The sequence below is a fragment of the Microcoleus sp. S36b_A4 genome (assembly GCF_036700645.1).
In the GTDB taxonomy this organism is placed as follows: domain Bacteria; phylum Cyanobacteriota; class Cyanobacteriia; order Cyanobacteriales; family Microcoleaceae; genus Microcoleus.
In genome coordinates, this window is record NZ_JAUBPI010000035.1 from 37,999 (window position 1) to 64,096 (window position 26,098).

The following is a 26,098-nucleotide window of genomic DNA, read 5'->3' on the forward strand; positions in this document are numbered from 1 at the left end:
CTTAACTATGTTCTACAAACTCATGCCGCCCTTTTGTAGCTGCTTGAGAGGGTCAAGCAAAATGTCGGCTATGCTGCGCTGGCGAATGACAATTTCTGCAGTAGCTGTTTGGCCAGCTTTGAGTTTCCAGGTTTGGTTTTTGGCTTTCACTGAGTCTCGATCGATACTCACTTCCACCCGGTAAAAAACACCCAATCGCTCGTCTGTTTTGGCATCCGGCGAAATAGATAAAACTTTTCCCGGAATCACGCCGTAATTTTGATAAGGAAAAGCATCGAATTTGACTTGCACCGGCATTCCGGTTTTGACAAATCCCGCTTCTCGGTTCGGCAAACTGACTTCCAGCACCAGAGGAGCCTGATTCGGAGTCATTTCTGCAATAGTTTGACCCGGTTGAACTACTTCGCCAGTGTTGTGAATGTTGAGTGCGGAAATCACTCCGCTGACGGGTGCGTAGAGAAATCTTTGTTTGAGCTTATTTTTTGCTTGATCGAGCAGGGTTTGGGTTTCGGCAATTTTGGATTTGACTTGATTTAATTGCATTTCCAACTGCTGAATTTTTTGCTCTTTTTCTAACTGCATTTGGCGCGCTGCAGCTTGTTTGCTGGCGGCTTCGGCTTGCAGTCGATCGACTTCTGCGAGTTGTTGGGCTAATTCACCTTGGGCTCTAGAAATGGCGCTAGTTCGATCGCGCAAATTTTGCTCGACTTCAAACAACCTTTCCTTAACCCCAGTTGCATCAGACAGTTGACTCCTGATCGCAGCACTTTGCCTGTCGCGAACGGTTTGCTCGACTTCAAAGGCGCGATCGTCAGCCTGAGTTGTCTCCCCCAACTGGCTTCTAATCACCGCATTTTCACTTTCTCGCAGAGCTTCCTCAGCTTGAAACAATACGTCTTTTGACAACGCTCCTTCATCTACCAAAGGTTTGAGACGCGCGATCCGCTCTTTGTGAGCAGTCACTTTTGCTTCCAACCCGGCCAGCAATTCTTGAGTCTTGCGTTGCAATGGTTTCACCTGATCGCGCCGCCCTTGCTGGGAGTTAATATCTGTTTTCAGTTGCGAGAGCAAGTCTTGTACATTCTTTTCCAGAGGTTTGAGCTGTTGTTGCCGCGCTTTCTGAGACACTACATCTGCTTGCAATTGCTCGATTTGAGACTGCGTGGTGGCCGCTGAAGCGCGAGCACGGGCGATCGCAGCTTGGGCCCCCCGCTGGTCTGCAGCAGCAATAGCTTGGCTCGCTTCTACTTCCAGTCGAGTTCTCTCGATCGAACTCATCTCTTGCATCAATTGAATTCGATCAGCGTCCAGAATTTTCTCAAGACGCTCCACCTCGCTCTGGGCATTCGACGGGTCTAATTCCGCCAATAATTGTCCAGCTTTGATTTTTTGACCTTCTTTGATAGCGAGGTTAATAATTTTTCCCGTCTCCGTCGGGTGAATTTTGTAAACAGCGCCTTTGGGAACTAATTTGCCCTGAGCATGACCAACCTCGTCAATTTTTCCCAAAGTTGCCCACGCTCCAAAAGCTACGGAAAAAACCATTCCTCCTAATATCAACCGCTGCGGAAAAGATACTGGTGGCTGGTCGAGTACCGAGTGCAAAGAAGTAGACCAATTATTGGCATCAGGCTGCCGTAACTTGGCAATATTGATACTGTCATTAGTTTGAGAAGAGCGATTTTGAGATTCGACAACTTCTAAAGAGCGGTCTTTTTTTCTGGCTTCGTTTTCTTGCCTTGAAGCGACGCCCCCATAAACTTCAGCTATTTCATCAGGAGCAGCGCCTAATTCTTGCTCATCTTGTGAAACCATGATCCTTACTCCCCACTTGTAATTTTAAAAAATTGGTAATTAGAAATTGGTAAGTGGCAATCGGTAATTGGGACTCGGTAATTAGTAAATTCGATGTGAGATTTGAGATTAGAAAATCAAAAAATCCGTTACCTCGATTAAATCTCGTACATTACTCGTTGCCGAACTTCCTGCTTCCTTAAATATCGAGTTGTTGCTGAGCGAGGTGATAGTAAAGTCCGCGTTCAGCCATCAATTCGTCGTGGTTGCCTTGTTCGGCTAAAATGCCTTTGTCTAGAACCAAAATTCGATCGGCATTACGCACCGTAGACAACCGATGAGCGATAATAAACGCAGTGCGATCGCGACTAATGCGGGCGAGATTTTGCTGAAACCTGCGTTCAGATTCGGTATCCAGCGAAGAAGTTGCTTCGTCCAAAACCAAAATTCGGGGATCGCCCAAAAGAGCGCGGGCGATCGCAATTCGTTGTCGCTGGCCCCCAGACAAACTCGTTCCCCTTTCCCCCACAGGAGTTTGATAACCCAGCGGCATATCTTGAATAAAAGCGTGAGCTTCTGCTAGCTTCGCCACTTCTATCGCCTGTTCCAAGCTTGCAGAATCCGCATCATTTCCGTTTTTATACAGCGTAATATTTTCCAAAATCGTTCCCGAAAACAAGAAACAATCTTGAGGAACAACACCCAACTGAACTCGCAGCGACTGCAAAGAAATGTGCCGAATATCGTGGCCGTCAATTGTCAGCCGCCCCTTTTCTGGATAATAGAAACCTTGCAGCAACTTTACCAAAGTGCTCTTACCGGAACCGCTGCGGCCAACAATTGCCACAGTTTCTCCAGCTTGCACCTCAAAGGAAAGATTTTGCAGCGTATTGCGTTCCTCATCCTGAGCATAACGGAAAGAAACATTGTCAAACTTGACGTTTCCCTGAATGCGAGGCAGCACCAGCATTGGCTTGTAAGGGCTTTCTTCAGGTTGGGCAGAGAATACATCATCCAAACGCTCGATCGAAACGAGCACTTCTTGAAACTCATCCCAAAGTCCTACTACAGACAGCACAGGAGAAATCACGCTCCCAATCATCATATTAAAAGCAACAAATTGACCGATCGTCAACTCATCTTGAATCACCAGCATTGCCCCGTACCAAAGCAAAGCCGTGCTCCCCAAAGTATTAATCCCACCCCCGATCACCTGCAAAGAATTAGCCAACTTCTGCCCGCGAAATTTAGCATTAATCATGCAGGTTAATTGATCTTCCCAGCGCCAGCGCATTTCTCGCTCAGCAGCAGTTGCCTTAACCGTCGCTACCCCAGTAATCATTTCCACCAAAGATGAATTTTGCTTGGCACTTTCGGTAAAAATCTCCCGCGACACTTTTCGCAGAAATGGAGTTGCCACTAAAGTCAAAATCACGATCGGTGGAATCAAAGCCAGCACCAACAAAGCCAGACGCCAGTTATAGTAAACCATCAGTCCGATGTAAACTACAGCCATCAAAGCATCCAACCAAGCCGTAATAGCTTGGCGAGTCAAAAATGCCTGAATTTTTTGATTTTCCTGAACCCGCGTCAAGATATCGCCCACCTGACGAGATTCAAAAAACTTGATTGGCAAACTGAGAGTATGACTGATAAAGCCACTAATTAAAGTCAGGTCAATGCGGTTCGACAAATAATCCAGCAAATACTGTCTCGTTGCACCCAACAGCGTTCGCCAAACACTAAATAACAGCAGTCCGAGCGCAAAAACGTGCAGAGTTACTATGCTTTTGCTGACAACCACTTGGTCGAGAATTACCTGGGTAAATAGGGGAGTAACTAAACCAAATACTTGGAGCAACAAAGAGAGGAGCAGAATTTGGGCGATCGCAGCGCGGTATGGCCAGACTATGCCAACAAAATCTTTAATTTTAATGCCTTGATGTTCGGCAGCGTGATTGCGGTAGAGTTCCGCTGTCGGGTCTAAAATTAGGGCGTACCCAGTCCAATTTTCGGTAAAACTTTTAATGCTCATCCACCGCTTGCCCGCAGCCGGATCAGCCACTAAAACCTGTTGATTTTTAAAGCGGTAAACTGCCACGTAGTGATTGCCTTGCCAGTGAGCAATCCAGGGATTTTGATTTCGCAGGGGAGTTAAAGAAGCTCGCACGGGACGGGTTTGAAATCCCATCCTTTCCGCTGCTTTTGCCAGACTCTTGAGCGACGCGCCGCTGCGGCCGATTTCTGCCAATTCGCGCAAGTAATTTAGGCTGAATTTTTTACCCCAATATTCGCTAATCATCGCTAAGCAAGTAGCTCCACAGTCTGCTGCACTCTGTTGTTGAATGAATGGGTGTCTGCTGCTCAACCAGCGCCGCTGCTTTGGTTTGGGAAAGCTGATGATTCCGGCTGCGGGTTTTTGCTGAGCAACTGCGGTTAATTTTGATGGCTCGGTTTGTGAGGTAGATCTGGCATCCTGGGGCGACGTTACTAAGCTTAAAATGGGAGGTTTGCGGATGATTTTAGGGCGGGAATTGCTTTCGGAACTAATTCGCGCTTTGGCGATTTCCCACTGTTCGCTGCTAAGCTGGTAAATTAGCAGATCTGTTACCGCTATCCAGTCGCTCTTTATGTCTGAATATTCCCAGTTCCTGCCGATAATTGGCGCTGCTTGACCTTGAATTTGACCGCTGCGGAGCCAAAAATTATTGTTGGAGTTTTGGCAATGTTCAGCGAGGGAAACTCCTGCGGGAACTCGACTTTCTTCTATGTAAGGAAGTAAGTGCGGCCACAGAAGCTGTTGTTGGTGGGGAGGGCGCGATCGCAAATCAGTTTGTGTCTTGAAAAATATTAACCGGTGTCGCTCTTGAAATTCTTGCTGCAAGTGCTGTTGCAGTTGCGGGAATTCTTCTAAAATAAGCTGCATTGTGGTGGCCGCAATTCGACCGATTTGGCAAGTGCCAGCCGCAATTGCCCTGTAAGGCAGTCCGCTTTCAATAAATCGGTTATCTGTCCCAAATATTGCTCCGACTTCCAGTACCACCGCCGAAATTTCCTGCTGTTGAGACGCTTCTACCGCTAGCAGTCTGACTCTTCCCTCGCAAACTAAATAAAAATTGCGATCGCTCTGTTCTTTTTCAAGAAAATTGTTGCTATCTGATGTTTGATATTGAGTGATTTCATCTCCGAGCTGAAACTCGCAAATTTCACACGCTGTATTTAATTTCGCCACTAATGTCGGTTCTGCACCGACTTCCTCGAAAATTTTCTGAATAGCCGGGAAATTTTCCAAGGCTTCTGGGGTTTTAAAAATGTGATTTTTAACCCCTAATTTTTTTTTCATAACTCACCCTGTCAAAAATTTGAAACAAATTTTTTGAATGACAACTAACCCGGTTATGAGCAATTTTTATTGGTTTAGTTGCAATTTAGTTGGCTTAAAAACTGTTGGTCGATATGTCCGACTAACACCCCTTAGTTACGGCATCCCTTCAACGCCTTTAGGATATATAAAATTGCGTTTTTTCAGGATTGTGTGGTGATTGCGTAAGTGTGGTTTTGGCTGGCTCTCAGTTTAACTTACAGAACCGTGATTTGGGCTACCTTTAAGGGCAATCTTTACCAAATCTTTATAAACTTACCGTAATTATACGGATATTTGTGAAGATTGTGTGAAGCTGGGGCAGGCAAATGTTGAGCCTGGCATACGTATATATACACAGAAATTGACATTCAGGATTCAAAAACCATCAATTTTTGATGCTTGTTTGTGAAGTCCAGATTCCGAACATTGTAAAGAAATATTGATTGCTGTTAGTTTGTAGCAGCCATTTAAGCAATTAATTCACCATCTAATCTGGGTATGTAACGAATTAAAGTAAAGTGGAAAATTCTGCTGTTGATAACGGCTTTCCATTTGGGGGTGACTTCTGTGATGGGCCAAACCCATCACTATCGATACCCATCACTATCCGTCTAAACCCTGATTAAAAGTATCGGTTTCTCTGCGTAACGAATTTTGTGCGATCGCACTCAGTGTATTTGTTCTCCAAAAGCATGGAATAGCGTAAAATCCAACAACCAACTACTGGAAATATCAGCGTCTAATCCGCCAACATCTTCTGTGCCGCTGTCCCTGGAACAAGTTCTCAAACATTTTTTTTGCTATGACTCTTTGATCCCGGGGCAGCAGGAAATTGTCGAAGCTGCTTTACAAAAACGGGATATGATGATTATCATGCCGACGGGCAGTGGCAAGTCTTTGTATTTTCAATAGTAGAGACTATTTATGGGAGGAAGGCTACTCTTTGGCACATCTTAGCCGTATCATCTGTTATTTAGTTCACCCTACTTCATGCCGTTTCACCTAAGTTCTGCTCAATCAACGCCAGTGCTAGTAATTGAGCAGCCTGCACGTTACTCATTGCGACTTCCCAAATGCCTTTTGCACAATAGCTGTAAAAGTTACGAACAGGCAGAAACAATGAAAGCTACTGGTAAGGTGTATACAATTGATTTGGCTGGGAATCAGTATCAAAGCCCTCGCTACTTGCAAAGTCGAGCGAGGATTAACTCCCTCATCGACCATTATATGTCATTGGAAGTTTTGAGCGATCGACTTTCCGCTCTCCCCCAGCAATTTTCCACCCCGCATCCCCGCCCTTGGGAACCCATAGATTGGCAAGGAATCAATCGCAACCAAATTATTGGTGTCAAGCCAGAAATCTTTTTACAAATTTTGGCAAGTGCCGCAGAAATTGAAGCTCCCATCCGCAGCTACGGTAGAGAAAGTTGGTGCTACTTACAGCATATTTACCCGCAAATGGCAAGGTTTATGGGAGGAATCTTTGATGACAACGGCAAGATTTTAGAGATTGGTGTTTGGGAAAAAGAAGAACGCCAACATTGCCCGACATTTAGGAAAATTTACCAGCAACTTACAGGGGAAAAACTGCAAGTTAAACCGAACTCTGTGAATGGCTGTCAATCCACAGGTGACGCTTGGCAAGATACCTACAAACACGTGATTAGTCGCCTGAGTACCGAGTGGGGAGCTACTTCTGTTTATTTATGGTTGATGGTACACTCAACAGGAGCGTTGCAACAGGCAATTTCCCAGCCTTTACAGGATGAGATCAATCATTTAGCTAAGTTTTGGGGTTTCAGCCGCTGGGCATTCTCCCAGAGTTACTTCAATCAACTAAAAGGCTCTACCAAAAACCTGATTGCTTTGCTGAAACACCATCAGATTGAACGCACCCACGGCAACGATGTGTTTAATACTTCGCTCAGTCTCAAACAGCTTTCTTTGGTGTTGGAATTGACTTTTACATTCACACGAGTGATGGTGCGGCTGCGGCGCTGGAACCGGGAGCTCAGTCGCAGTTATCTCAGACATTTGTTTGGTACTGCGCCGATGGTTGATGCACCGCGCCATGTCGCTTAAACTAAGTTACCCCCTCGCTCGGCGGTTGAAACAAGGGCAACCACGGGGGGATTGCCCCTACTACATAAAATTTAGCCCCAGCAGAGAGGGACTAAGAAATAAGGGGCATTTAAGCCGGACTTGGTATTAGCAATCAGAGCGGAGGCTAGAAGTTATGAAGCATAAAATCTACGCTGTTGTCAATCTAAATCACAAAAAACTATTCGTTGGTGAAGCCGCTCATTTGACTATCAATTGGCCGCCTTTATTAGCTCGACTCAACAGCGGGAGGTATTCAGATACCGAATTTCAAGCTGTATGGAATCAGGAAGCAGACAAGCGCTTCTTTTCCTTTCACACTTGGCAAGATTTGGCGGATCTAGCTAATAGTTGTGACCTGGTAGGGTTGCCAAATTGTTAGACTTAAAGAGCCAATCAAAATTAAAAGGTAGTATAAATCATGCAAATTACGATCGACCTTCCCGACAATCTCCCCCTGACTGAAGCCGATGTGCGGATAGAACTCGCGATCGTACTTTATCAGCAGCACAGCCTCAGTCTCGATCGATCCGCTCAACTCGCTGTAATGTCTGTGGACGACTTTTACCAACTATTAATCAGTCGCCATATTGTCACCCCGCCCGCAGATCCCGATGACGAACCCGCCGAACTCGTCCTAGCCAGCCTCCGCACTTCCCTCCAGCAAATTAAAGAAGGCAAATTACATCCTATTTCTGAACTGTGGGAAGGGATTGATGACTGACGAGACACCCCAAATCCAGATTGTCTTTTCCGATGAGTTCAAAACACGACTTCGCACTTTAATTAAACGCTACCGCAGTATCCGCACCGACCTAAAACCGCTACTTGATGAGCTACAGTCTGGCAACTTAATTGGCGACCAAATCCCCGGCACTGGCTACACCGTATTCAAAGTCCGCCTCAAAAACAGCGACATCCAAAAAGGCAAAAGTGGTGGCTACCGAGTTATCTATCAACTCAGAGGCGATACCTACATCTTACTCGTCGTTATCTACTCCAAGTCAGACCAAGATGACATCCCAGCAAATCAAATTCGAGACATTATCGATCGCACTTAAAAGCCAATAAAAACCTAAAAGTACCATAAATCATGCAAATTACGATCGACCTTCCCGACAATTTCCCCCTGACTGAAGCCGATGTGAGGATAGAATTGGCGATCGTACTTTATCAGCAGCACAGCTATCGCGACTGAAGTATTGAAGTGCGATCGGGCGTCATTTTCAAGTTTTAGGGTTTAGGTTCTGGTTCCCACTTACAGATAGACTCTGGCTTGAGAGGACAAGTCTTGGGTGCGCTCGGATTTCCGCTGAGGTAGAGATCGGTCAGTTTAGTCAAGGATGCTAGCGGTTTGATGTCGTTGATTTGATTGTTGTTGAGGCCGAGCCCAGTCAGGTTAGTCAAGGATGCTAGCGGTTTTATGTCACTGATTTGATTGTTGTCAAGTCCGAGCCCAGTCAGGTTAGCCAAGGATGCTAGCGGTTTGATGTCGTTGATTTGATTGTTGTTGAGGAAGAGAGCAGTCAGGTGAGTCAAAGATGCTAGCGGTTTGATGTCCCTGATTTGATTATTATCGAGGAAGAGAGTAGTCAGGTTAGTCAAAGATGCTAGCGGTTTGATGTCCCTGATTTGATTGTTAAGGAGGTCGAGAAGAATTAGGTTAGTCAAGGATGCTAGCAGTTTAATGTCGTTGATTTGATTTTCGCCGAGGCCGAGCCCAGTCAGGTTAGTCAAGGATGCTAGCGGTTTGATGTCGCTGATTTGATTTTTGGTGAGCCAGAGCCAATTTAGTTTAGTCAAGGATGCTAACGGTTTGATATCGCTGATTTGATTTTTGGTGAGCCCCAGTTCAGTCAGTTTAGTCAAAGATTCTAGCGGTTTGATATCGCTGATTTGATTTTTGGTGAGGCCGAGATCAGTCAGGTGAGTCAAGGATGCTAGCGGTTGGATGTCCCTGATTTGATTGTTTTCGAGTTTGAGCCTACTCAGGTGAGTCAAAGATGCTAGGGGTTGGATGTCCTTGATTTGATTGTTGTAGAGGAAGAGATCGGTCAGGTGAGTCAAGGATGCTAGCGGTTTGATGTCCTTGATTTGATTGTTGTGGAGGTAGAGCCGAGTCAATGTAGTCAAGGATGCTAAGGGTTGGAGATCGCTAATTTGATTGTTCCAGAGTTCGATCGCAGTCAGTTTAGTCAAAGATGCTAGCGGTTTGATGTCACTGATTTGATTTTTGTAGAGCTTTAGTTCCGTGAGAAGAGAAAGTTTCCGATCGGCCGCCTCGCACTCAGTAGTTCCCGCTTTCTGCAACAGCACCTCAACAGTATGTTTAGCTTCAGGACTCAAATTAGCTTTTTGGCGACACCAATCCGCAAATGTTCTGTTTCCCGATCGCGTTTCTTCAGCCTTCGCTCCAAGTGCATTTCCCGATAATGCTACGATCGCACTAAAAGCAACTACTATCAACCTTGATAAATTAATGTGTTTCTCTGCAACTATAAATTTCATCATCTTGTAAGTCTAATTTTTTGAATAGACAATGGCAGGTGGGCAAACTGTCACGAGACTGCCAGATAGTTCTAAAATAGCTCTCATATTAAACTTGTAGCCAATAACTTTATCTGCACAAACCCTATGAACAGCACAGCATCTTACGCATCATCTCAAATCACCGATCGCGATCGCGCGAACCTCAGCAAGCTAATCGATTACAGTTCCATTCGATCGATACCCGAAATTTGGGCGATCGTCAAACAACAATTCGGTCAAACCGTCGCCCTCCACGACCCCCACAGCCAGCCCGAAATCAAACTCACCTACACCGACCTCTACCAACAAATCCAGCAATTCGCGGCCGGCCTCCAAGCCCTCGGCATTGAACCACATCCAGGAGAAGCCGTCCCTCCCCGCGTCGCCCTCTTCGCCGACAACAGCCCCCGCTGGCTGATAGCCGACCAAGGCATCATGATGGCCGGGGCGGCCAACGCGGTTCGAGGCGCCACCGCCGACCCCGAAGAACTTTTGTACATCATCCAAGACAGTGGCAGCACCGCCTTGGTAGTAGAAAACCTGGCATTACTGAAAAAACTGCAACACCGCCTCCCCGATTTACCCATTCAACTCATCGTCCTCCTCTCCGACGAAGAACCGGAAACCAGCCAAACCCTAAGTACAGTCAAATTTTCCCAAGTCATGACCACAGGGGCAAACCGTCCCCTCAAACCCACCAACCACAAGCCTCAAACCCTCGCCACCCTCCTCTACACCAGCGGCACCACCGGCAAACCCAAAGGCGTTATGCTGACTCACGGGAATCTGCTGCACCAAGTCACCACCTTCGGCACAATTCTCCAGCCCGAAGCCGGCGAATCTGCCCTCAGCATCCTGCCCAGTTGGCACGCCTACGAACGCAGCGTCGAATACTTCCTGCTTTCCCAAGGATGCACCCAAATTTACACCAATATTCGCTATTTCAAACAAGATTTTAAAGCCTACAAACCCCATTACATGATTAGCGTTCCGCGCATCTGGGAATCGATTTACGAGGCAGTACAAAAGCAGTTTCGGGAACAGCCAGCCAACAAACAAAAATTGGTTAACTTCCTGTTATCTGCCAGCCAGCAATACATCGAGGCGCGCCGCATTTTCCAAGGATTAACTCTTAGTTTGAAACCGGCTTCTGCTTCCGAAAAACTAATCGCCCGCACCAAAAGCATTCTGCTGTCGCCCGTACACGCCCTTGCCGAAAAATTGGTTTACAAAAAAGTCAGGGAAGCTACAGGGGGACGCTTAAAATGGGCGATTAGCGGCGGCGGTTCTTTGGCCACGCATTTAGACAATTTCTTTGAAATAGCGAATATCGGCTTGTTAGTGGGATACGGTTTAACCGAAACTTCGCCAGTTTTAACTGTGCGCCGCCCTTGGCACAATCTTAAAGGTTCCGCGGGACAGCCTCTAGCCCATACGGAAATTAAAATAGTAGACCCAGAAACCAGACAGCAACTGCCAACAGGCCAGCGCGGCTTGGTATTGGGCCGCGGGCCGCAAATTATGGCAGGTTATTATCTTAATCCCCAAGCGACTGCCAAGGCGATCGACTCCGAAGGCTGGTTCGACACCGGCGACTTGGGCTGGCTGACACCGGGAAACGACTTAATCTTGACCGGGCGGGCCAAAGATACGATCGTCCTCAGCAACGGTGAAAACATCGAACCCCAGCCCATAGAAGACGCCTGCGTCCGCAGCCCCTACATCGACCAAATTATGCTAGTAGGTCAAGACCAGAAATCCGTCGGCGCCTTAATTGTCCCCAATGCAGAAGCTGTGCAGAAATGGGCAGAAACTCAGAATCCCCCTTTACACGAAATTGACTGGAATAGCAAGACAATTCAAAATTTATTCCGCAAAGAATTGAACCGAGAGGTGCAAAATCGCCCTGGATACCGCGCGGACGATCGCATCGGCCCGTTCCGGTTGATTCAGGAGCCATTTTCGATCGAAAATGGAATGTTGACCCAGACCCTGAAAATTAAGCGCCCGGTTGTGACGCAACACTACCGCGATATGATTGACGGGATGTTTTGAAATATTCGCAGGACTTGGGGAATGGAAAAGAAAAAATTATCCCAACACCCGAGTCCTGAGTCCGAGTCCTCAGTCCTGGGCCATTAGTTCATATTTACCAACTAATGGCCCAAGACTAATGCCTAATTCCTAATTGACAAGCAACAACTTTATGGAACCACAATTACTCTTGAAGCGATCGATTAACGTTAAAGTCGTCGTTACTCCCCGCTGGAAAGAAGAAGCTCAACAGCAACTCCAAGCCCAAATCAACCAAATAGACTCTCAGCTACAACAGTTAGAAATGCAAGGGCAGCGGATGGTTTCAGAAATCAAACAGCAAAATCTACAGCCCCCAGGCCCGCAAGTACAGCAGCAAATAGAAAACATTCAAGTGCAGGTGAATCAAAGAAAAAGCGAACTGCTAGAACAGAAAAACCAAAACCTGCAACAGCTTCAGCAAGTGCAGGTGCTAGACCTCGAGCAAGAAGTGAGTCAAGGTCAAATTGACGGCACATTCACTGTCGGGCTGGGAGAAAACTTGATTCAAAAAATGCAAGTAGAAATTCTCCTCCGCGACGGCATAGTCGAAGAAATTCGAGGTGATATTTAGAAATTGGTAAGTGGTAATTGGCGATCGGTAATTGGCAATTGATTTTGAGTCAACAGTCACACATCAAGAATTCGAGAGACTGGCATAATAATAAGTATTGCCGGTGGCCGGTCGCCAATTATCAATTGCCAAATACCGATTACCTATTACCTATTACCAACACACAAGGACTTTTTACAGATGATTCGCGAAGTTTTCATGCCAGCCCTGAGTTCGACAATGACAGAGGGCAAAATTGTTTCCTGGGTCAAATCCGCCGGAGACAAAGTAGAAAAAGGCGAAACGGTGGTAGTCGTTGAATCCGACAAAGCCGACATGGACGTGGAGTCTTTCTACGAAGGCTATTTAGCAATAATTATCGTACCTGCGGGCGAAGTTGCTCCGGTGGGCGCAGCAATCGCCCTCGTAGCAGAAACAGAAGCCGAAATCGCCACAGCTCAGCAGCAAGGAGCCACCGCCCCAACCGCCGCCCCGGCTCCCAGCCCCGCTCCTGTCAGCGCAGCTACATCGTCAGCAGGTTTGCAACAAAATGTTAGTCGCCAAAACGGCCGCAGCGTCGTTTCTCCCCGCGCTCGCAAATTAGCCAAAGAGTTTAAAGTAGATTTGAATTCTATCAAAGGCAGCGGGCCCAACGGTCGCATTGTCGCAGAGGATGTGGAAGCAGCAGCCGGCAAAGCCCAACCCGCACCGGTTCAGCAAGCGGTAACAGTCCCCGCAGCACCCGCACCGGCACCCGCAGCACCCGCCCCCGCAGCAGCCAAACCCGCACCCGCACCAGTCCCGGCGATCGCACTTTCGGGCCAAAAAGTACCGATGAACGCGCTGCAAAATGCGGTGGTGCGGAATATGGAAGCAAGTTTGAGCGTGCCGTCTTTCCGCGTGGGTTACACAATTACTACTGATAATCTCGACAAACTCTACAAACAAATTAAGTCGAAGGGCGTCACGATGACGGCTATGCTGGCGAAGGCTGTAGCAGTAACTTTACAGAAACATCCTCTGCTGAATGCTTCTTATGTGGAGTCCGGGATTCAATACCGTGCTGATATTAATGTGGCGGTAGCTGTGGCGATGGACGGCGGTGGTTTGATTACGCCGGTGTTGCAAAATGCCGATCGCCTCGATATTTATTCGCTCTCGCGCACTTGGAAGGATTTAGTCGATCGCGCCCGCACCAAGCAGTTGAAGCCTGATGAATACACCACGGGAACTTTCACTCTTTCCAATTTGGGAATGTTTGGAGTAGACAAGTTTGACGCGATTTTGCCCCCGAATCAAGGCTCGATTTTGGCGATCGGTTCTTCGCGGCCGCAAGTAGTAGCAAACGAGGATGGTTTGATGGGAGTGAAGCGCCAAATGCAGGTGAATATTACTTGCGATCACCGGATTATTTACGGTGCTGACGCTGCATCTTTCTTGCAAGATTTAGCGAAATTAATTGAGACAAATCCTCAATCTTTGACCCTTTAACCAGTTGACTGTCAACAGTTAACTGTCAACAGTTAACTGTTGACAGTTGACTGTCAATCAGCTAAGAGTTTATAATATTCAATCTACTTTTATATCGCTCTAACCCAAAATAAAATCAACGCTTACTTCAAACTCAGTAAAAGCTAGCGGCGCCACCATTTCTCCCCGCTCAAACTTTTGCATTGAAGTATAGCCATTTGCCGTCGGAAAACGGTAAACTTCTAAACAATTAATCTCAAGATCCCACAACCATACTTCTTGAATACCAGCACGAGCATAGTTAGGTACTTTCACATCGCGATCGAAATCAACAGTGCTATCAGAAACCTCAACTAACAACAAAACTTCAGATGGTACTGGATGTGCAGTAGCATAGTAGTCAGCGCGAGGTTGCAGCAATACAATATCCGGTTGAGGTTCGGTGCGTTCAGTTAACTGGATCGGGTCTTGGGCGCCTATAATCGCACGTCTTCTCTCCAAATCGGAGAACACAGCGATCAGGCGCTTTACACAACTTGCATGACGAGTACCAATTGCAGCCATTTGAACAATTTCTCCTTCTATCAATTCTACTCGGTCATCTTCGCTCAAAATGCCAGCCTCACCCATTAGGTGATATTCTTGTACTGTAAATAGCCGTCTTTGCATCTGAACAGACATAACTATTCTCCTTATTCAACAGTTGTCTAAACTTTATCATTGTTGCCAGTAAGATTCAACCTACTGGCTCTATGTTCTGTGCAGCTTCATATTAAATTGGTATAACCACCAACTAATTACTCGATCGCACTGTCAAAACTTGCGGCGGCGTCGCATCCGGCGGATACAAGAAATCCACCTGCACCAAACGGCGTTCCCCCGGCTTCATATTCACATTCACCAAAGGTTCCCCCTGCTGTCCCCGCCGTTGCACAATGTGAATGTAGCGCGTCAAAGTCTTGCCCGTATCATCCTTAAACATCACCCGCACCGTACCTCGGAAAAATATCCGATTTTCAGGAGGGTCATAAAACATCAATCCCCCCGATTCTGTATTTGCTTTAATCGGTGTTTGCATTTTAATGCTAACAGATTGAGACTCGCGAGATTTGTTATAAAGCGGAAAAGTTAAGTTGTATTGAATCCCGTAATTACCGTGAGCAAAATAAGCAGTATCGGGATAACGAGCTAACATTTTAGCGCTTTGAACTTGGCCAGTCCCAAAAGTACCCGTGTCCGTTGTGCTCAAAGCATAGGAAAATGACTCGCCGCGCTTGGGAATCGTTAAATAATCAGTTCTCGAATTGTCCGTAATTTTAGCTTGCCACTGGGAACCTTCCGCTACTCCTGCCACGCGGCCATAAATTTTTTGCACCGGATTTTCGCCTCTGGGAGTTGGTGCTAAATCTCTTGGCCCGGCTAAACCTTTGGTATTTAAAATATTTTCCCACTCTTCTAATGTGGGATATTGTTCGACTCCTTCTGGAGTTGTAGGAGCAAACATCGCTAAACTAGCGACATAAACCGAATTGCTGCTCGACATTCGCATCAAGGTCGATCGACCATTGGAAGAAGGCGTCACATTCCCCACGGGTATCGGCAAATTCATCAGCATTCGGCTCTGATTGGCCGGAATCTCGATCGCAGCGGGCAAAATGGCTTGTCTGAACCCCCGCAATACATCGCTCGTGATGCGGCTTCCAGGCCCCGCAAACACAGTACCGAATCGATTCTCTAAATACGACGGCAAATCGACAAACAAAGCATCCGGCCGAGTTAAATAGGTCGCTCCTTGCAATACTTTTAAAGTAACAGGTTCGGAGTTGGGATTGTGGACAATTATTCCTTGAAATAAGGTGCGAGTTTCGGCGCGATTTTTAGCTTTGGCGATGTGGTGGGCAAAGATGTCAAATCGACCTTTGAAGGGAAAGTTTAAGTGTGCAGAAGGTATTTGTTTTCCTTCCTGTGGAAATGTGGAGAGCAAAATGCCTTCGGTTTGCACAACTTCGGGGCTGTTGCTATTGAAAACCGGGATGCTGTCGAGTTTTCCCGGTAAAACGCGCACTTGCTGAGGCACCGTCAGGGTTTTCAGCGGGCTCCTGCTTGGCTGTGGCGGCAAATCCAGTTCGTTTTCGGGTGCGGGGGCTTCTGGGTCGATGATCAGTTGTTGTTGGGCGGGAGGTGCGGCGATTGTTTGAGCTAGGGGGAAAATTGGCAAAAACATTGCTGTGAGCGCGTTTAACTGAACTTGCATTGATATTTGACCGATCCTCTGGGAGGACTCCGCTAACGGGCGATCGACACAAAACTTTACCACAAGTTGGTTGATGTGTTTGAGGAATTTTGGATTTTAGCACAGAAGTGGCGCTCAGCTTTCGATCGCACTTTCCTGAGTCCGCGCACAATTTCCAAAATTGTTGGGCGTGAAGTCGGTTTCGATCGTCGGACGCTCAAACAATTTACCAATTACCAATTACCAACTTGCGTTATTTCTGTTTTATAACTACCAACGTAATGTCGTCAAAAACTTTATGTTTGTCAATATGTTGCCGCAGATGATCAATTACTGCTTGTCGAATTTCTTCAGCCGTTTTGTGGCGATTTTCTTTGGTCACTTGGCACAATCTTTCTATGCCGTAATACACTTTATTTATATTTACAGCTTCGGTAATTCCATCTGTGTAAAGCACTACTACATCCCCTAGATTAAGATGCACTTGAACTTGGGAAACAAAATCAGCAATATCTTCCTCTAATCCCAGAGGAAAGCCGAGTTCCGTTGTATCGATCCGTTCAATGTTACCATCAGTACGGACTACAATTATTTCTTCATGTTGACCGCTGAGGGTAAGGTTACTATCTTGATAATCTAACAAAGTCAATGTCATGTTTTTAGACGAGTCGATGCGCTCGATATTGGCATAAAGGGTGCGGTTTAACACATCAAGAAACTTCACCGGATCGGTTTCGTTCATTTGTTGAAGAGTGCGGACGGCGGTTTGCGCCATAATCATCAATACGCCACTTTCTAAACCATGTCCCGTAACATCGCCGATGCTAATTTTTACCTGATCATTTTGGGCTAGCACGTCGTAGTAGTCGCCACCAACTTCATCGGCAGGTTGCATATATCCAGCTATTTCTAATCCTTTGATTTTATCCAGTTCTGATTGTTTGGGCAAGATCATTTGTTGCAGTCGTTTCGTGACTTCTAACTCAGCACTGAGGCGGATGTTTTCGGCTTTAAGTTTGTTATTGAGGCTGCTAATTTCCTGGTTTGCTTGGGCGAGTTGGGCGGTGCGTTGTTGCACTTTTTCTTCTAAAGTTTGATAGAGACGGGCATTTTCGATGGAGATCGCAGCTTGGGCGGAAATGATGTTGAGGACTTCTAAGCGATCGCGCGTAAAAGCCCCCGCTGTTAAATTATTTTCTAGATATAAGATGCCCACCAATTTACCTTGATTGATCAGGGGGCTACACAAGATAGATTTAGGTCGCTGCTGAATAATATAGGGGTCAGATGCAAACCTGCTTTTATTCGTTGCATCATCGATCGCAACAGTTTCTTGCGTGCGTTCTACATAATTAACCAGCGAGATAGGAATCTCTTGACTTTCAGTCGCTGACTTGGAGATTAATTGACATCGTTCACCCGTACATTGAGCTTCAATTTTCCACTTACCTGCTGGGTCAGGTATGAGGAAATAAAACTTTTCTGCTCCGGCGTTTTCCAGCAAGACTTGCATCAAATTCGAGAGTAACTTATCTAAATGAACTTCCCCTGAGAGCGCTTGGGAGGCTTTGATAATTGTTGATAAATCCAGCTCGTTTCCAGAACCTGAACTGGTAGAAGTGACAGTGGTTCTGGTCTGAACAATCATTTCGTCACTTCCACTCGTCAGGCTCTTTTTCCTACCGACGACTGGTGCGAGTAATTCAGCATGGCGCTCTTCTAAATCCTTAACTTTTGCCTTTGCTCCCCAGCGAATATAAGCATAGTAAGCGTCTATCATGTAGGTACGCGCTATTTTCTGACGACCTAAAGTTAAATAAAATTCTGCTGCTAGTTCATTGGCGAGGGCTTCGTGCTGGACGTATCCATTTTCCTTGGCTCCATCAATCGCCCGGTCGTAATATTCCATTGCTGAGAAAGATTGCCCTAACACGCGGGCTTTTTCTGCTTCTACTAAGTCATACTCATGCTGGTAATTCATTGGGCAATGTTGCGCCCAATATTTCATTTTTTGCTGATTTTCTTCTACTTGTTTCAGGTATTGTTGCTGCTTTTCCTCAGTTTCCTGAAAATACTGAGCTAAAAGAGCCAGAGAATAGTAATAAACATGGTTATTAAAGCTAATGTTAGCTTGAACAAGCATTGAATTATCTAACGCTGTTTTAGCATAAAGTATAGCATTTTGATAATCTTTAAATAAATAGCAAAGTAGGGTTTTTGCAAAAAGCACTCTAAATAAAGACATTAAATTATTAATTTTTGTCAAATAAGCAATAGCTTCTCCCTCATGCAAAAATTCACCCGTTAAAATCAGGCTATTATCTGTTATGCCTCGTAAATTTGCGACTAATTGACCAATTATTTTGAGCAGATAAAACTGATATTCTTGGGAAAAATTATCGGCAAAATCAATATAATGTTTTTGTTGTTCTTGCACGTAGTCTAGATGCTCGCCATTAAAAAACAGATGAGCGCAGTAGTAATCAGCAGCATGACAAGCATATTCTATATCTCCAAATTCTAATCCGCTATTAATTGCTTGACGAAGGGGTTCTATAGTTTCCCTAGTATGCTTTTTGAAGTGCGTAATACAGATGGAAACATTAACCAATATTTTAGAACGAAACTCTTTGGCATCTAACTGCTCTAATACTTGTAAAGAAAGTTTACCAAGTTGATAGGCAAAATCTATATCTGGTATGAGCCAAGACACCAGTGCTCCGTAAATAGAATAGGCAAAAGTACACTGTGGCGAATTCCCATACTGACGAGAAAGTTCGATCATAGTATATAGAATTGGTAGCGATAGCGGGCTTTCTGCGAAGCAAGCTGGTGGGAAAATCAGAACTAAAAGCTCCATAGCCGCCATCTTGTAGGGATCGGTCATTTTTGGCAGCGTAGCTAACTCCTCAATATTAAGTTCTTGCGGGGCTAATTGAGATATTGTCACTCCCAGTATTTCTAGGATTTGTAGCCCAGTATCTAAAGCAGATTTAATCTGGTTTTTAGCCAGTTCAAGCCTAATTTTCAGCACATATAAGTTGACTTGTTCGAGGATTGTTTTGGCTTTTTTGAGAGTGCTATCGCACAAAATTACTGCTCGTTCTAAATTGGCATTGAGATATTCGGCTTCCGCCACTTCCAGATAAAAATTAAATGTCAGATCGTATCTACTTTCCCAGCTATCTTGACTCAGGAGTTCTATACCTACATTCAAATAATTAACAGCGGCTTCATATGCAGTAGCTGCCTTCGCTTTCTGTCCAGCAATCAGGTTTAATTCAGCCAACTCATCTTTTTCTGACTGATTAGTTAGCAAATCTGTGCCAAAATTCAGTTGGTTAACCAGAGCAAAAATATTATCTTTTCGCTCTTGCTCTGTTGTATTATTCAGCAGCAGTTGACCAATTTTCAGGTGAGTGGCTTTTTTGTCTGACTCTGGAATCAAAGAATAAGCTGCTTGTTGCACGCGGTCATGCAAAAATTTGTAGTCAACTTTGATATCGCGTATAGATGCCAACTCTTCCTGGGCAAAGAGTAGAGGAATTTTGTAATTTTCAGACAGCGGCAGAATCAAACCTGCTTGCAGTGCTTCCCACAAATGAGCAGCCGTCGCTATGTTTGATTCTTCATTGACAATGGATAAAACTTCTAAATTAAATTGGTTGCCGATACAAGCTGCTAATTTTAATGATTTCTGGGTGGTTTCAGGGAGTTTGCGAATATTGCGAGCAACCAGTTCAACGATATTGAAATCTGCGATACCAATTGCTTGGATTTGTTGAATATCCCACTCCCAACGGTCTATATTTACCTGATAAACTAACAGATTTTCCGAATACAGGGTTTTGAGTAGCTGCGTTAAGAAAAACGGATTGCCTTGGGTTTTATTAAAAAGTAACTCTGAAAAAACTTTTATTTTTTCTGAATTAACGCTGGCATCGAGAGTGTCGGCGATTAATTGGTTGACGCTATCCAAAGCCAGCGCCTGAATGGTGATATTATTCACCACCGTTTCAGTTTCTTGAATTTTTTCTATTGTCTGAATTAAAGGATGAACGGGACTGACTTCGTTATCTCGATAAGCTCCAATCGTTAATAAATATTTGTTATCTGGGTCAGTGACTAAAAGTTGGATTAACTTGAGAGATGCCGAATCTGCCCACTGTAAATCGTCTAGGAATATGACTAGCGGGTGTTCGGGTTGACAAAAAACGCGAATAAATTGTTGAAATACCCGATTAAATCTGTTTTGTGACTCCGATGAACCCAGTTGAGGAACTTCAGGCTGTTTACCGATAATTAGTTCGACTTCCGGGATAACATCAATAATAACTTGACTGTTATTATCTAGCGCTTTTAATAAGTTTTCTTTCCAAATAGCAATCTGTTCGTAACTTTCAGTTAATAGCTGACGAACTAATTCTTGAAATGCTTGGATTAACGCCGCATAGGGAATATTGCGCTTAAACTGGTCAAACTTACCCGCAATAAAATATCCCCTAGCTGCTACAATTGGTTTATGAACTTCATTGACGATTGAAGTTTTACCAATCCCGGAATAACCGGAAACTAACATCATTTCGGTGGCACCGAGGCTGACTCGTCCAAAGGCATCTAGAAGAATTTGGACTTCGGTTTCTCTACCATAAAGCTTCTGGGGAATGAGTAATTGGTTGCCGCGATCGCGTTGACCGATGGGAAAATTTTCAATCTTTCCAGTTGTCTGCAATTGCTGCAAACAAGTTTCCAGGTCAAATTTTAATCCCGCCGCACTTTGATATCGGTCTTCCGCATTTTTTGCTAACAGTTTCATCACAATATCTGAAACCACTGGAGGAATTTCTGCTACCTCTTTAGGTGGGACGGGTTGTTTGGCAATATGACAGTAAACCAACTCCATCGGATCGGTGGTAGTAAATGGCAACTGGTTGGTCAGCATTTCATAGAAAGTCACTCCTAAAGAATATAAGTCGGTGCGGTAGTCAATTGCTCGATTCATTCTTCCCGTTTGTTCGGGTGACATATAAGCGAGAGTCCCTTCCAGCAAGTTGGGATTGCTAATGCTTTGGTTTTTCAATTCCAAGCGCGATGAAATACTAAAGTCAGTCAGTTTTACTTTTCCGGTCGCTGGATTGATAATGATATTTGAGGGCTTAATGTCTTTGTGAATGATCGGTACTTGATGGAGATAGATCAAAGTTTCTGCTAGAGCGATCGCTACCCTCAGCACCTCGGTTATTGACAGGTGATTGGCTGCCATAAAATGATAAAGGGATAGCCCCCCAAAATCTTCTAATATTAGCGCTAAACTATTCTGATAATTTTCTAAGTTGTAAGTTTTGACAATTCCTTCCCACTCTAAATTTTGAGTAATTATAAATTCTTGCCTTAAATTGGTGATTTGTTCAAGGCTAGGATATTGATTTTTTATTATTTTAACGATAACAAGCTGTCGATCCCGATTTCTTATCCCTCGATAAACAACGGTTCTGACTCCTTCGTAAATATTTTCTATAACTTCGTATCCTGAAAGAACGATCATTTTTTTTACCTTACCCTTTTCATTAACTATTCTAAATCGATGTCATCCAGTTCATCCTGACTTGCGGTCATAATCGACTCTGGAACGGCACAGCCTGCTTTGGTATTGCTTTGAGTGGGTTCGTTCATGTGGCTCTCCTGAGTTAAAATGTAATAATGGTAACAGTATATATAAGTATTTGATTTACGAATGGGAAATGAGGACTGTAACTTAGATACTATCTTTGATAAAGATTTCATATCTATTATCCCATCCCCTGCGTCAAAGCCCAATAGGAATCGACGTTAAGTTATTATCGGCTCTCTCGTACTTATGGTGATAATGCAAGCTAATAATTTAGCACGATCGAGAGTTTCAACGTTCAGTCTCAGATACTTAGTATCATCTGCTACTGTTAATGCCAAGCATCGGGGAGAGCCGAGGAAAAAATTATGTGATTAGATGTTTGCATCGACACTGATGTCATAAATGCTGCACTGGGGCAAGCGTAACAAGTCGCTTTAGCTGTCATATCAAGGTGCGACTCGGCTAAAATGTGGCGCGCCACATTTCTGGGGCAACTGTTCAATTAATGCGATGATATAAATGTGTGGCAATGCTCATACTGACGATCGCCACCAATCAACAACCAATTTAGGCTAGAACTACCAGAAGGTTGCCAGCCTCTGCGCTCTCAAATCGGTTCTATAAAACCGACACATTTTTAATGACGATAATTTTAACCAACGACGACGGCATTGATGCTCCGGGCATTCAAGCACTTTTGCAGGCTGTCAGTGGCAAAACAATTATGGTGGCTCCCCAAGGGCAATTGTCGGGCTGCGGGCATCAAGTGACGGCTCACAGTCCGATTCATGTCGATCGGCGATCGTCCGTGGAATATGCTGTAGGGGGAACACCGGCTGATTGTGTCCGCATCGCTCTTCATCACGTTTGTGCGAAGCCGGATTTGGTGCTTTCGGGTATTAACGCGGGCGGCAATTTGGGAGTTGACGTGTATATTTCGGGTACGGTGGCGGCTGTGCGGGAAGCAGCGATGCACGGTATTCCGGGCATCGCTATTTCCCACCGGATTAAAAGGCCGCTTGAAATTGACTGGGAAGTCGCTACTCGCTGGACATCGCGAGTGTTGGCGGATTTGCTGAACCGAGAACCAAAGTCTGGGTGTTTCTGGAATGTGAATTTGCCGCATTTAGCCCCCGGAAGTGCGGAACCGGAAATTGTGTTTTGCCAGCCTTCGACGCAGCCGCTGCCAGTGGTGTACCGGATGGAGGGAGAATACTTTTATTATGCCGGAGAATATGGATCGCGCGATCGGGCGGCGGGGACTGATGTTGACGTGTGTTTTGAGGGTAATATTGCAGTGACTGAGATATCGCTGTGATGGGATTTGATGGATTTGGGCGATCGAAGTATATTTTTTGTCAACAAAGCGGAAGTAGGTAGGTTAACTTTGGTATCACTTAGCCTCAATATCCCAAAATAGGATAAAATATTTGTACGTAATTTTTACAGTCACGTAAGTCAACAAATGAGTCCTAACGCAGAAGCGAATTCTCCCAGCATCTTAAAACGCAAAGCGAGCAGCACTGTTGGTCGTGGCAAAGTAGCTAATCTCAATACCAATTTTAACTTTTCTGCATGGAGTGACGAATACGTTACTTTATATCTTGGCGATAGTCTCCAGCACTATGACAATTGGGAGCAACCTACTGTCATAGTTTCCGATGGAGCTTACGGTATTCTTGGGTTTGAAGGAGATACCTCAGATCACATTGATTTACCTAATTGGTATAAACCTCATATCGAGGCCTGGTCAAAAGCAGCCATACCCTGTACAACACTCTGGTTTTGGAATTCAGAGATTGGTTGGGCTATTGTGCATCCACTTCTAGAAAAATATGGTTGGCGCTATGTAAATTCCAATATTTGGAACAAGGGAAAAGGTCATATCGCAGGGAATGTTAACACACAAAAAATTCGCAGGTTCCCCGTCGTTACAGAAGTCTGCGTTCAATACGTCAGAGAAGTAACAGTTAATGAACTTACCTTAAAAGCATGGTTATTACGAGAATGGAAACGCTCAGGATTGCCGTTACGACGAGCCAACGATGCTTGCGGGGTAGTGGATGCAGCAACCAGGAAATACTTCGATCAAGGGCATTTGTGGTATTTCCCTCCGACCGAGATGTTTGAAAGGCTAGTGAACTATGCAAATGAGTATGGTAGTCCTCAAGGAAAACCATACTTTTCGCTGGATGGCAATCAGCCTTTAACGGGACAAGAATGGAGCAATATGCGATCGAAATTTAGATGCCCTCACGGTTTTACAAACGTTTGGGAGCGTCAAGCTTTACGGGGTGATGAGAGAGTTAAAACTCTCTCTGGAAAAGCATTACATCTCAACCAAAAACCTCTGGATCTGATGAACCTTATTGTTGAGGCATCGAGCGATGAAAACGATGTTATATGGGAACCTTTTGGCGGACTTTTCAGTGCAGCTTTGTCAGCACGGAAACTCAAAAGAAAAGCCTTTTCTTGCGAGATAGACCCCGACTATTTCTACTATGGTGTACAGAGATTTAATCAATAATTTCATCAATACTCTCTTCTCTAATCTGTAGATAATCTTGTAGGGATTTCTTGATGCTGCCTTCTAGGCGACTTGATAAAAGCTTATTCCACCGACCAACGGTCATACCGGAAACTTCAGTATTGTAGACACGTCGCTTAAATTCCTCAATGCCTGGATGTACAATTCTGTCCATCTTTGCAAAATTTGTATCTAGTCTATATTCATAGCGTATCCGTAGCTCCCGCAGAAGGCGCTGATACTCTCTAGTTGGTTTGTAGACTTTTCCTTGAGGACCCCATGAATCAACTATTTTCTGAGCTTCTAAAAACTCCTCCGCAGAGCCTTGGAATTTATATCCACTGGTGTTTGTTTGTTGCAAATTTGCTGTTCTTTGAGTTGTATCTTCCGGCTCTAAAACAAGATAATCCGGCGGATTGTGATAGTGGGTATCTCTCGCTACAGCTACCGATAAACCAGAGACAACGCACACATCAAGAATGCGAGGCTTGCCATAGATGATTTTATCGGGTAGCCATGCCAGGATAGCAACGTAGGTCTGATCGAACCTAAAGTGATTCTGACTATCTTTGAAACGTGCTGTTATCTCTGTTGCTAGTGGGAACCACGCTTTGATTTCTAATCCTGGCGTTGGTTGAACTATGCCGAGGAAAATAGTATCTGGAAAGCCAGGATCTTGCCTATGCCACTTTCCAAATTCAGCGAACTCATTTTGTTGATTCAAGAATTCAACGGTGTTAAATTCGATTAAATTTCCGACTAAGGGCGAAAGCTTTGAGATAACTTTAGACAGGTTCACCGCTGCATCTACGGTAACAGGTTTAGATACATCTAAAACGTCGAAAGTGTTACCCGATAAGCGATCTAGATATTGGGAGGCAAGTCTGATTACATCTTGGGTATTCATATCTCGCTCTCACAAGATGCTTTAGATATTTTTTTTTGTGAAATTTTCCTAATAATATCGCAAGGATCTACACCAATTACATGAGCAACTAACAGAAACTCAATTACATCTAACCGTCGTTCACCGTTTTCATATTTGGCTACGAAAGACTGGGGCTTTTTAAGAGATTTAGCAACAGACTCCTGAGTTAGTTGCGCTTCTTTACGAGCCGCAATCATACAGCAACGGAAGGTTTCATATTCATCGCTAAAAACAGATTTCATTATACTTTGGGTTTAGGACTGCATATACCCTAGATATAATAAACCTGTTTTCGGATAATCCCAAAATAGGATATTTAAATCTGTTAAAAATCGATAGTAATGACAATTGAACAAAATTAATCACAGTTGAGAGAGTAGCAGCTATCTCTACTTGCGGCCCTCGGTGCTACCATAATTTTTTTTGTCATCCTTCGGCTTAGCCACACCATCAGGTTGTTTCTTTGGCTTTTTGACTTCTTTATTGCTTTTTCTTTCTTTTGACATGATTATTCCTCCATTTTGACTCAGCATAACATAGATTGACACATTTGCCTAACTGCCAGTAGAGAGGGTGATACTTTACAGATAATACTCGCTGTTAGTTTTGTACAATCTGCAATATATTATCCGCTAAGTTTTGAACGAATACCCTCTACCGTTAGGCATATCGATAAATTCCTCATAAGTACAATGTCTGAAATTACTTTTCACCCCGATAGACTCAAGGAAATATTGAAAAGCACGATCGTATAACTCCTGCGAGACAACCGAGAAAATTTCTCGCTGATTAAGCTGTTGTTTTAGATCTAATTTTCCTCAAAAATGACAGGAGATCAAAATAGACATCTCCAAAATAGTAACAGTTCGTGGTAATATCACATCATAAAGCTTTTTTGACCCAGAAACATGAGCGA

General features: G+C 44.6%; 17 protein-coding genes and 1 pseudogene. 10 read left to right on the forward strand and 8 right to left on the reverse strand.

Features of this window, described 5'->3' with window-relative positions:
• Nucleotides 1-12: 12 nt before the first annotated feature.
• Both QUA03_RS13780 and QUA03_RS13785 read right to left on the reverse strand, forming a co-directional pair.
• Nucleotides 13-1,815: an HlyD family efflux transporter periplasmic adaptor subunit gene (locus QUA03_RS13780; protein ID WP_333212839.1), complete on the reverse strand. Its 1,803-nt coding sequence runs from the start codon at nt 1,813-1,815 to the stop codon at nt 13-15.
• A gap of 178 nt (nt 1,816-1,993) precedes the next feature.
• Nucleotides 1,994-5,137 carry a peptidase domain-containing ABC transporter gene (locus QUA03_RS13785; protein WP_333212841.1) on the reverse strand — a complete coding sequence of 1,048 codons (3,144 nt, stop codon included), beginning with the start codon at nt 5,135-5,137 and terminating at the stop codon, nt 1,994-1,996.
• Between the two features lie 750 nt (nt 5,138-5,887).
• Between QUA03_RS13785 and QUA03_RS13790 the strand changes: the two are divergent.
• The 5 genes and pseudogenes from QUA03_RS13790 to QUA03_RS13810 form a co-directional block, all read left to right on the forward strand.
• A pseudogene (locus tag QUA03_RS13790) lies at nt 5,888-6,067 on the forward strand (DEAD/DEAH box helicase); the annotation flags it as partial.
• 210 nt (nt 6,068-6,277) lie between these two features.
• Nucleotides 6,278-7,240, forward strand: a complete 963-nt coding sequence (locus QUA03_RS13795) for a hypothetical protein (RefSeq protein WP_333212845.1) — start codon at nt 6,278-6,280, stop codon at nt 7,238-7,240.
• A gap of 154 nt (nt 7,241-7,394) precedes the next feature.
• Nucleotides 7,395-7,640: a hypothetical protein gene (locus QUA03_RS13800; protein ID WP_333212847.1), complete on the forward strand. Its 246-nt coding sequence runs from the start codon at nt 7,395-7,397 to the stop codon at nt 7,638-7,640.
• 39 nt (nt 7,641-7,679) lie between these two features.
• Nucleotides 7,680-7,982 carry a UPF0175 family protein gene (locus QUA03_RS13805; protein WP_333212849.1) on the forward strand — a complete coding sequence of 101 codons (303 nt, stop codon included), beginning with the start codon at nt 7,680-7,682 and terminating at the stop codon, nt 7,980-7,982.
• Nucleotides 7,975-8,319: a type II toxin-antitoxin system RelE/ParE family toxin gene (locus QUA03_RS13810; RefSeq protein ID WP_333212850.1), complete on the forward strand. Its 345-nt coding sequence runs from the start codon at nt 7,975-7,977 to the stop codon at nt 8,317-8,319. The genes QUA03_RS13805 and QUA03_RS13810 overlap by 8 nt, the downstream gene beginning before the upstream one ends.
• Before the next feature lie 172 nt (nt 8,320-8,491).
• Here the strand turns inward: QUA03_RS13810 and QUA03_RS13815 are convergent, their stop codons facing one another.
• Complete coding sequence (locus tag QUA03_RS13815; RefSeq protein WP_333212852.1) at nt 8,492-9,769, reverse strand: leucine-rich repeat domain-containing protein; 1,278 nt, start codon at nt 9,767-9,769, stop codon at nt 8,492-8,494.
• 123 nt (nt 9,770-9,892) lie between these two features.
• On the opposite strand from QUA03_RS13815, the gene QUA03_RS13820 reads away from it, so the two are divergent.
• The 3 genes from QUA03_RS13820 (at nt 9,893) to QUA03_RS13830 (ending at nt 13,904) form a co-directional block, all read left to right on the forward strand.
• Complete coding sequence (locus tag QUA03_RS13820) at nt 9,893-11,842, forward strand: long-chain fatty acid--CoA ligase (RefSeq protein ID WP_333212853.1); 1,950 nt, start codon at nt 9,893-9,895, stop codon at nt 11,840-11,842.
• Nucleotides 11,843-11,993: 151 nt separating this feature from the next.
• Complete coding sequence (locus tag QUA03_RS13825) at nt 11,994-12,434, forward strand: YlqD family protein (protein ID WP_242722909.1); 441 nt, start codon at nt 11,994-11,996, stop codon at nt 12,432-12,434.
• 180 nt (nt 12,435-12,614) lie between these two features.
• Nucleotides 12,615-13,904 (forward strand): dihydrolipoamide acetyltransferase family protein, encoded by a 1,290-nt coding sequence (locus tag QUA03_RS13830; protein WP_333212855.1) that lies wholly within the window; start codon nt 12,615-12,617, stop codon nt 13,902-13,904.
• 99 nt (nt 13,905-14,003) lie between these two features.
• Here the strand turns inward: QUA03_RS13830 and QUA03_RS13835 are convergent, their stop codons facing one another.
• From QUA03_RS13835 to QUA03_RS13845, 3 genes are all read right to left on the reverse strand, one after another.
• On the reverse strand, nt 14,004-14,564 hold the full coding sequence (locus QUA03_RS13835; RefSeq protein ID WP_333212857.1) for a Uma2 family endonuclease: 561 nt from the start codon (nt 14,562-14,564) through the stop codon (nt 14,004-14,006).
• 112 nt (nt 14,565-14,676) lie between these two features.
• On the reverse strand, nt 14,677-16,107 hold the full coding sequence (locus QUA03_RS13840; protein WP_445304852.1) for a DUF3370 domain-containing protein: 1,431 nt from the start codon (nt 16,105-16,107) through the stop codon (nt 14,677-14,679).
• 262 nt (nt 16,108-16,369) lie between these two features.
• Nucleotides 16,370-21,661, reverse strand: a complete 5,292-nt coding sequence (locus QUA03_RS13845; RefSeq protein WP_333212860.1) for an AAA family ATPase — start codon at nt 21,659-21,661, stop codon at nt 16,370-16,372.
• 706 nt (nt 21,662-22,367) lie between these two features.
• Here QUA03_RS13845 and surE point away from each other — a divergent pair.
• Together surE and QUA03_RS13855 are read left to right on the forward strand one after the other, a co-directional pair.
• Entirely contained in the window at nt 22,368-23,045 is a 678-nt protein-coding gene (gene surE, locus QUA03_RS13850) for a 5'/3'-nucleotidase SurE (RefSeq protein ID WP_333212862.1), read from the forward strand.
• Between the two features lie 147 nt (nt 23,046-23,192).
• The gene (locus QUA03_RS13855) at nt 23,193-24,254 is read left to right on the forward strand and encodes a DNA methyltransferase (RefSeq protein WP_333212864.1); all 1,062 of its coding nucleotides are present in this window, start codon (nt 23,193-23,195) and stop codon (nt 24,252-24,254) included.
• On the opposite strand, the gene QUA03_RS13860 is transcribed toward QUA03_RS13855, so the two are convergent.
• A complete protein-coding gene (locus QUA03_RS13860) occupies nt 24,244-25,161 on the reverse strand; it encodes a hypothetical protein (protein WP_333212866.1) in 918 nt (305 codons plus the stop codon). The two genes, QUA03_RS13855 and QUA03_RS13860, sit on opposite strands and share 11 nt — an antisense overlap.
• Nucleotides 25,158-25,424 carry a helix-turn-helix transcriptional regulator gene (locus tag QUA03_RS13865; RefSeq protein WP_333212867.1) on the reverse strand — a complete coding sequence of 89 codons (267 nt, stop codon included), beginning with the start codon at nt 25,422-25,424 and terminating at the stop codon, nt 25,158-25,160. The genes QUA03_RS13860 and QUA03_RS13865 overlap by 4 nt, the downstream gene beginning before the upstream one ends.
• Between the last annotated feature and the right edge of the window lie 674 nt (nt 25,425-26,098).

Bases quoted from the DNA above. Each gene is read 5' to 3' on its own strand.
- QUA03_RS13805 (WP_333212849.1), top strand. From the start codon at position 7,680: ATGCAAATTACGATCGACCTTCCCGACAATCTCCCCCTGACTGAAGCC.
- QUA03_RS13795 (WP_333212845.1), top strand. From the start codon at position 6,278: ATGAAAGCTACTGGTAAGGTGTATACAATTGATTTGGCTGGGAATCAG.
- QUA03_RS13810 (WP_333212850.1), top strand. From the start codon at position 7,975: ATGACTGACGAGACACCCCAAATCCAGATTGTCTTTTCCGATGAGTTC.
- QUA03_RS13785 (WP_333212841.1), bottom strand. From the start codon at position 5,137: ATGAAAAAAAAATTAGGGGTTAAAAATCACATTTTTAAAACCCCAGAA.
- QUA03_RS13800 (WP_333212847.1), top strand. From the start codon at position 7,395: ATGAAGCATAAAATCTACGCTGTTGTCAATCTAAATCACAAAAAACTA.
- QUA03_RS13830 (WP_333212855.1), top strand. From the start codon at position 12,615: ATGATTCGCGAAGTTTTCATGCCAGCCCTGAGTTCGACAATGACAGAG.
- QUA03_RS13820 (WP_333212853.1), top strand. From the start codon at position 9,893: ATGAACAGCACAGCATCTTACGCATCATCTCAAATCACCGATCGCGAT.
- QUA03_RS13815 (WP_333212852.1), bottom strand. From the start codon at position 9,769: ATGATGAAATTTATAGTTGCAGAGAAACACATTAATTTATCAAGGTTG.
- QUA03_RS13780 (WP_333212839.1), bottom strand. From the start codon at position 1,815: ATGGTTTCACAAGATGAGCAAGAATTAGGCGCTGCTCCTGATGAAATA.
- QUA03_RS13865 (WP_333212867.1), bottom strand. From the start codon at position 25,424: ATGAAATCTGTTTTTAGCGATGAATATGAAACCTTCCGTTGCTGTATG.
- QUA03_RS13835 (WP_333212857.1), bottom strand. From the start codon at position 14,564: ATGTCTGTTCAGATGCAAAGACGGCTATTTACAGTACAAGAATATCAC.
- surE (WP_333212862.1), top strand. From the start codon at position 22,368: ATGACGATAATTTTAACCAACGACGACGGCATTGATGCTCCGGGCATT.
- QUA03_RS13825 (WP_242722909.1), top strand. From the start codon at position 11,994: ATGGAACCACAATTACTCTTGAAGCGATCGATTAACGTTAAAGTCGTC.
- QUA03_RS13840 (WP_445304852.1), bottom strand. From the start codon at position 16,107: ATGTTTTTGCCAATTTTCCCCCTAGCTCAAACAATCGCCGCACCTCCC.
- QUA03_RS13855 (WP_333212864.1), top strand. From the start codon at position 23,193: ATGAGTCCTAACGCAGAAGCGAATTCTCCCAGCATCTTAAAACGCAAA.
- QUA03_RS13860 (WP_333212866.1), bottom strand. From the start codon at position 25,161: ATGAATACCCAAGATGTAATCAGACTTGCCTCCCAATATCTAGATCGC.
- QUA03_RS13845 (WP_333212860.1), bottom strand. From the start codon at position 21,661: ATGATCGTTCTTTCAGGATACGAAGTTATAGAAAATATTTACGAAGGA.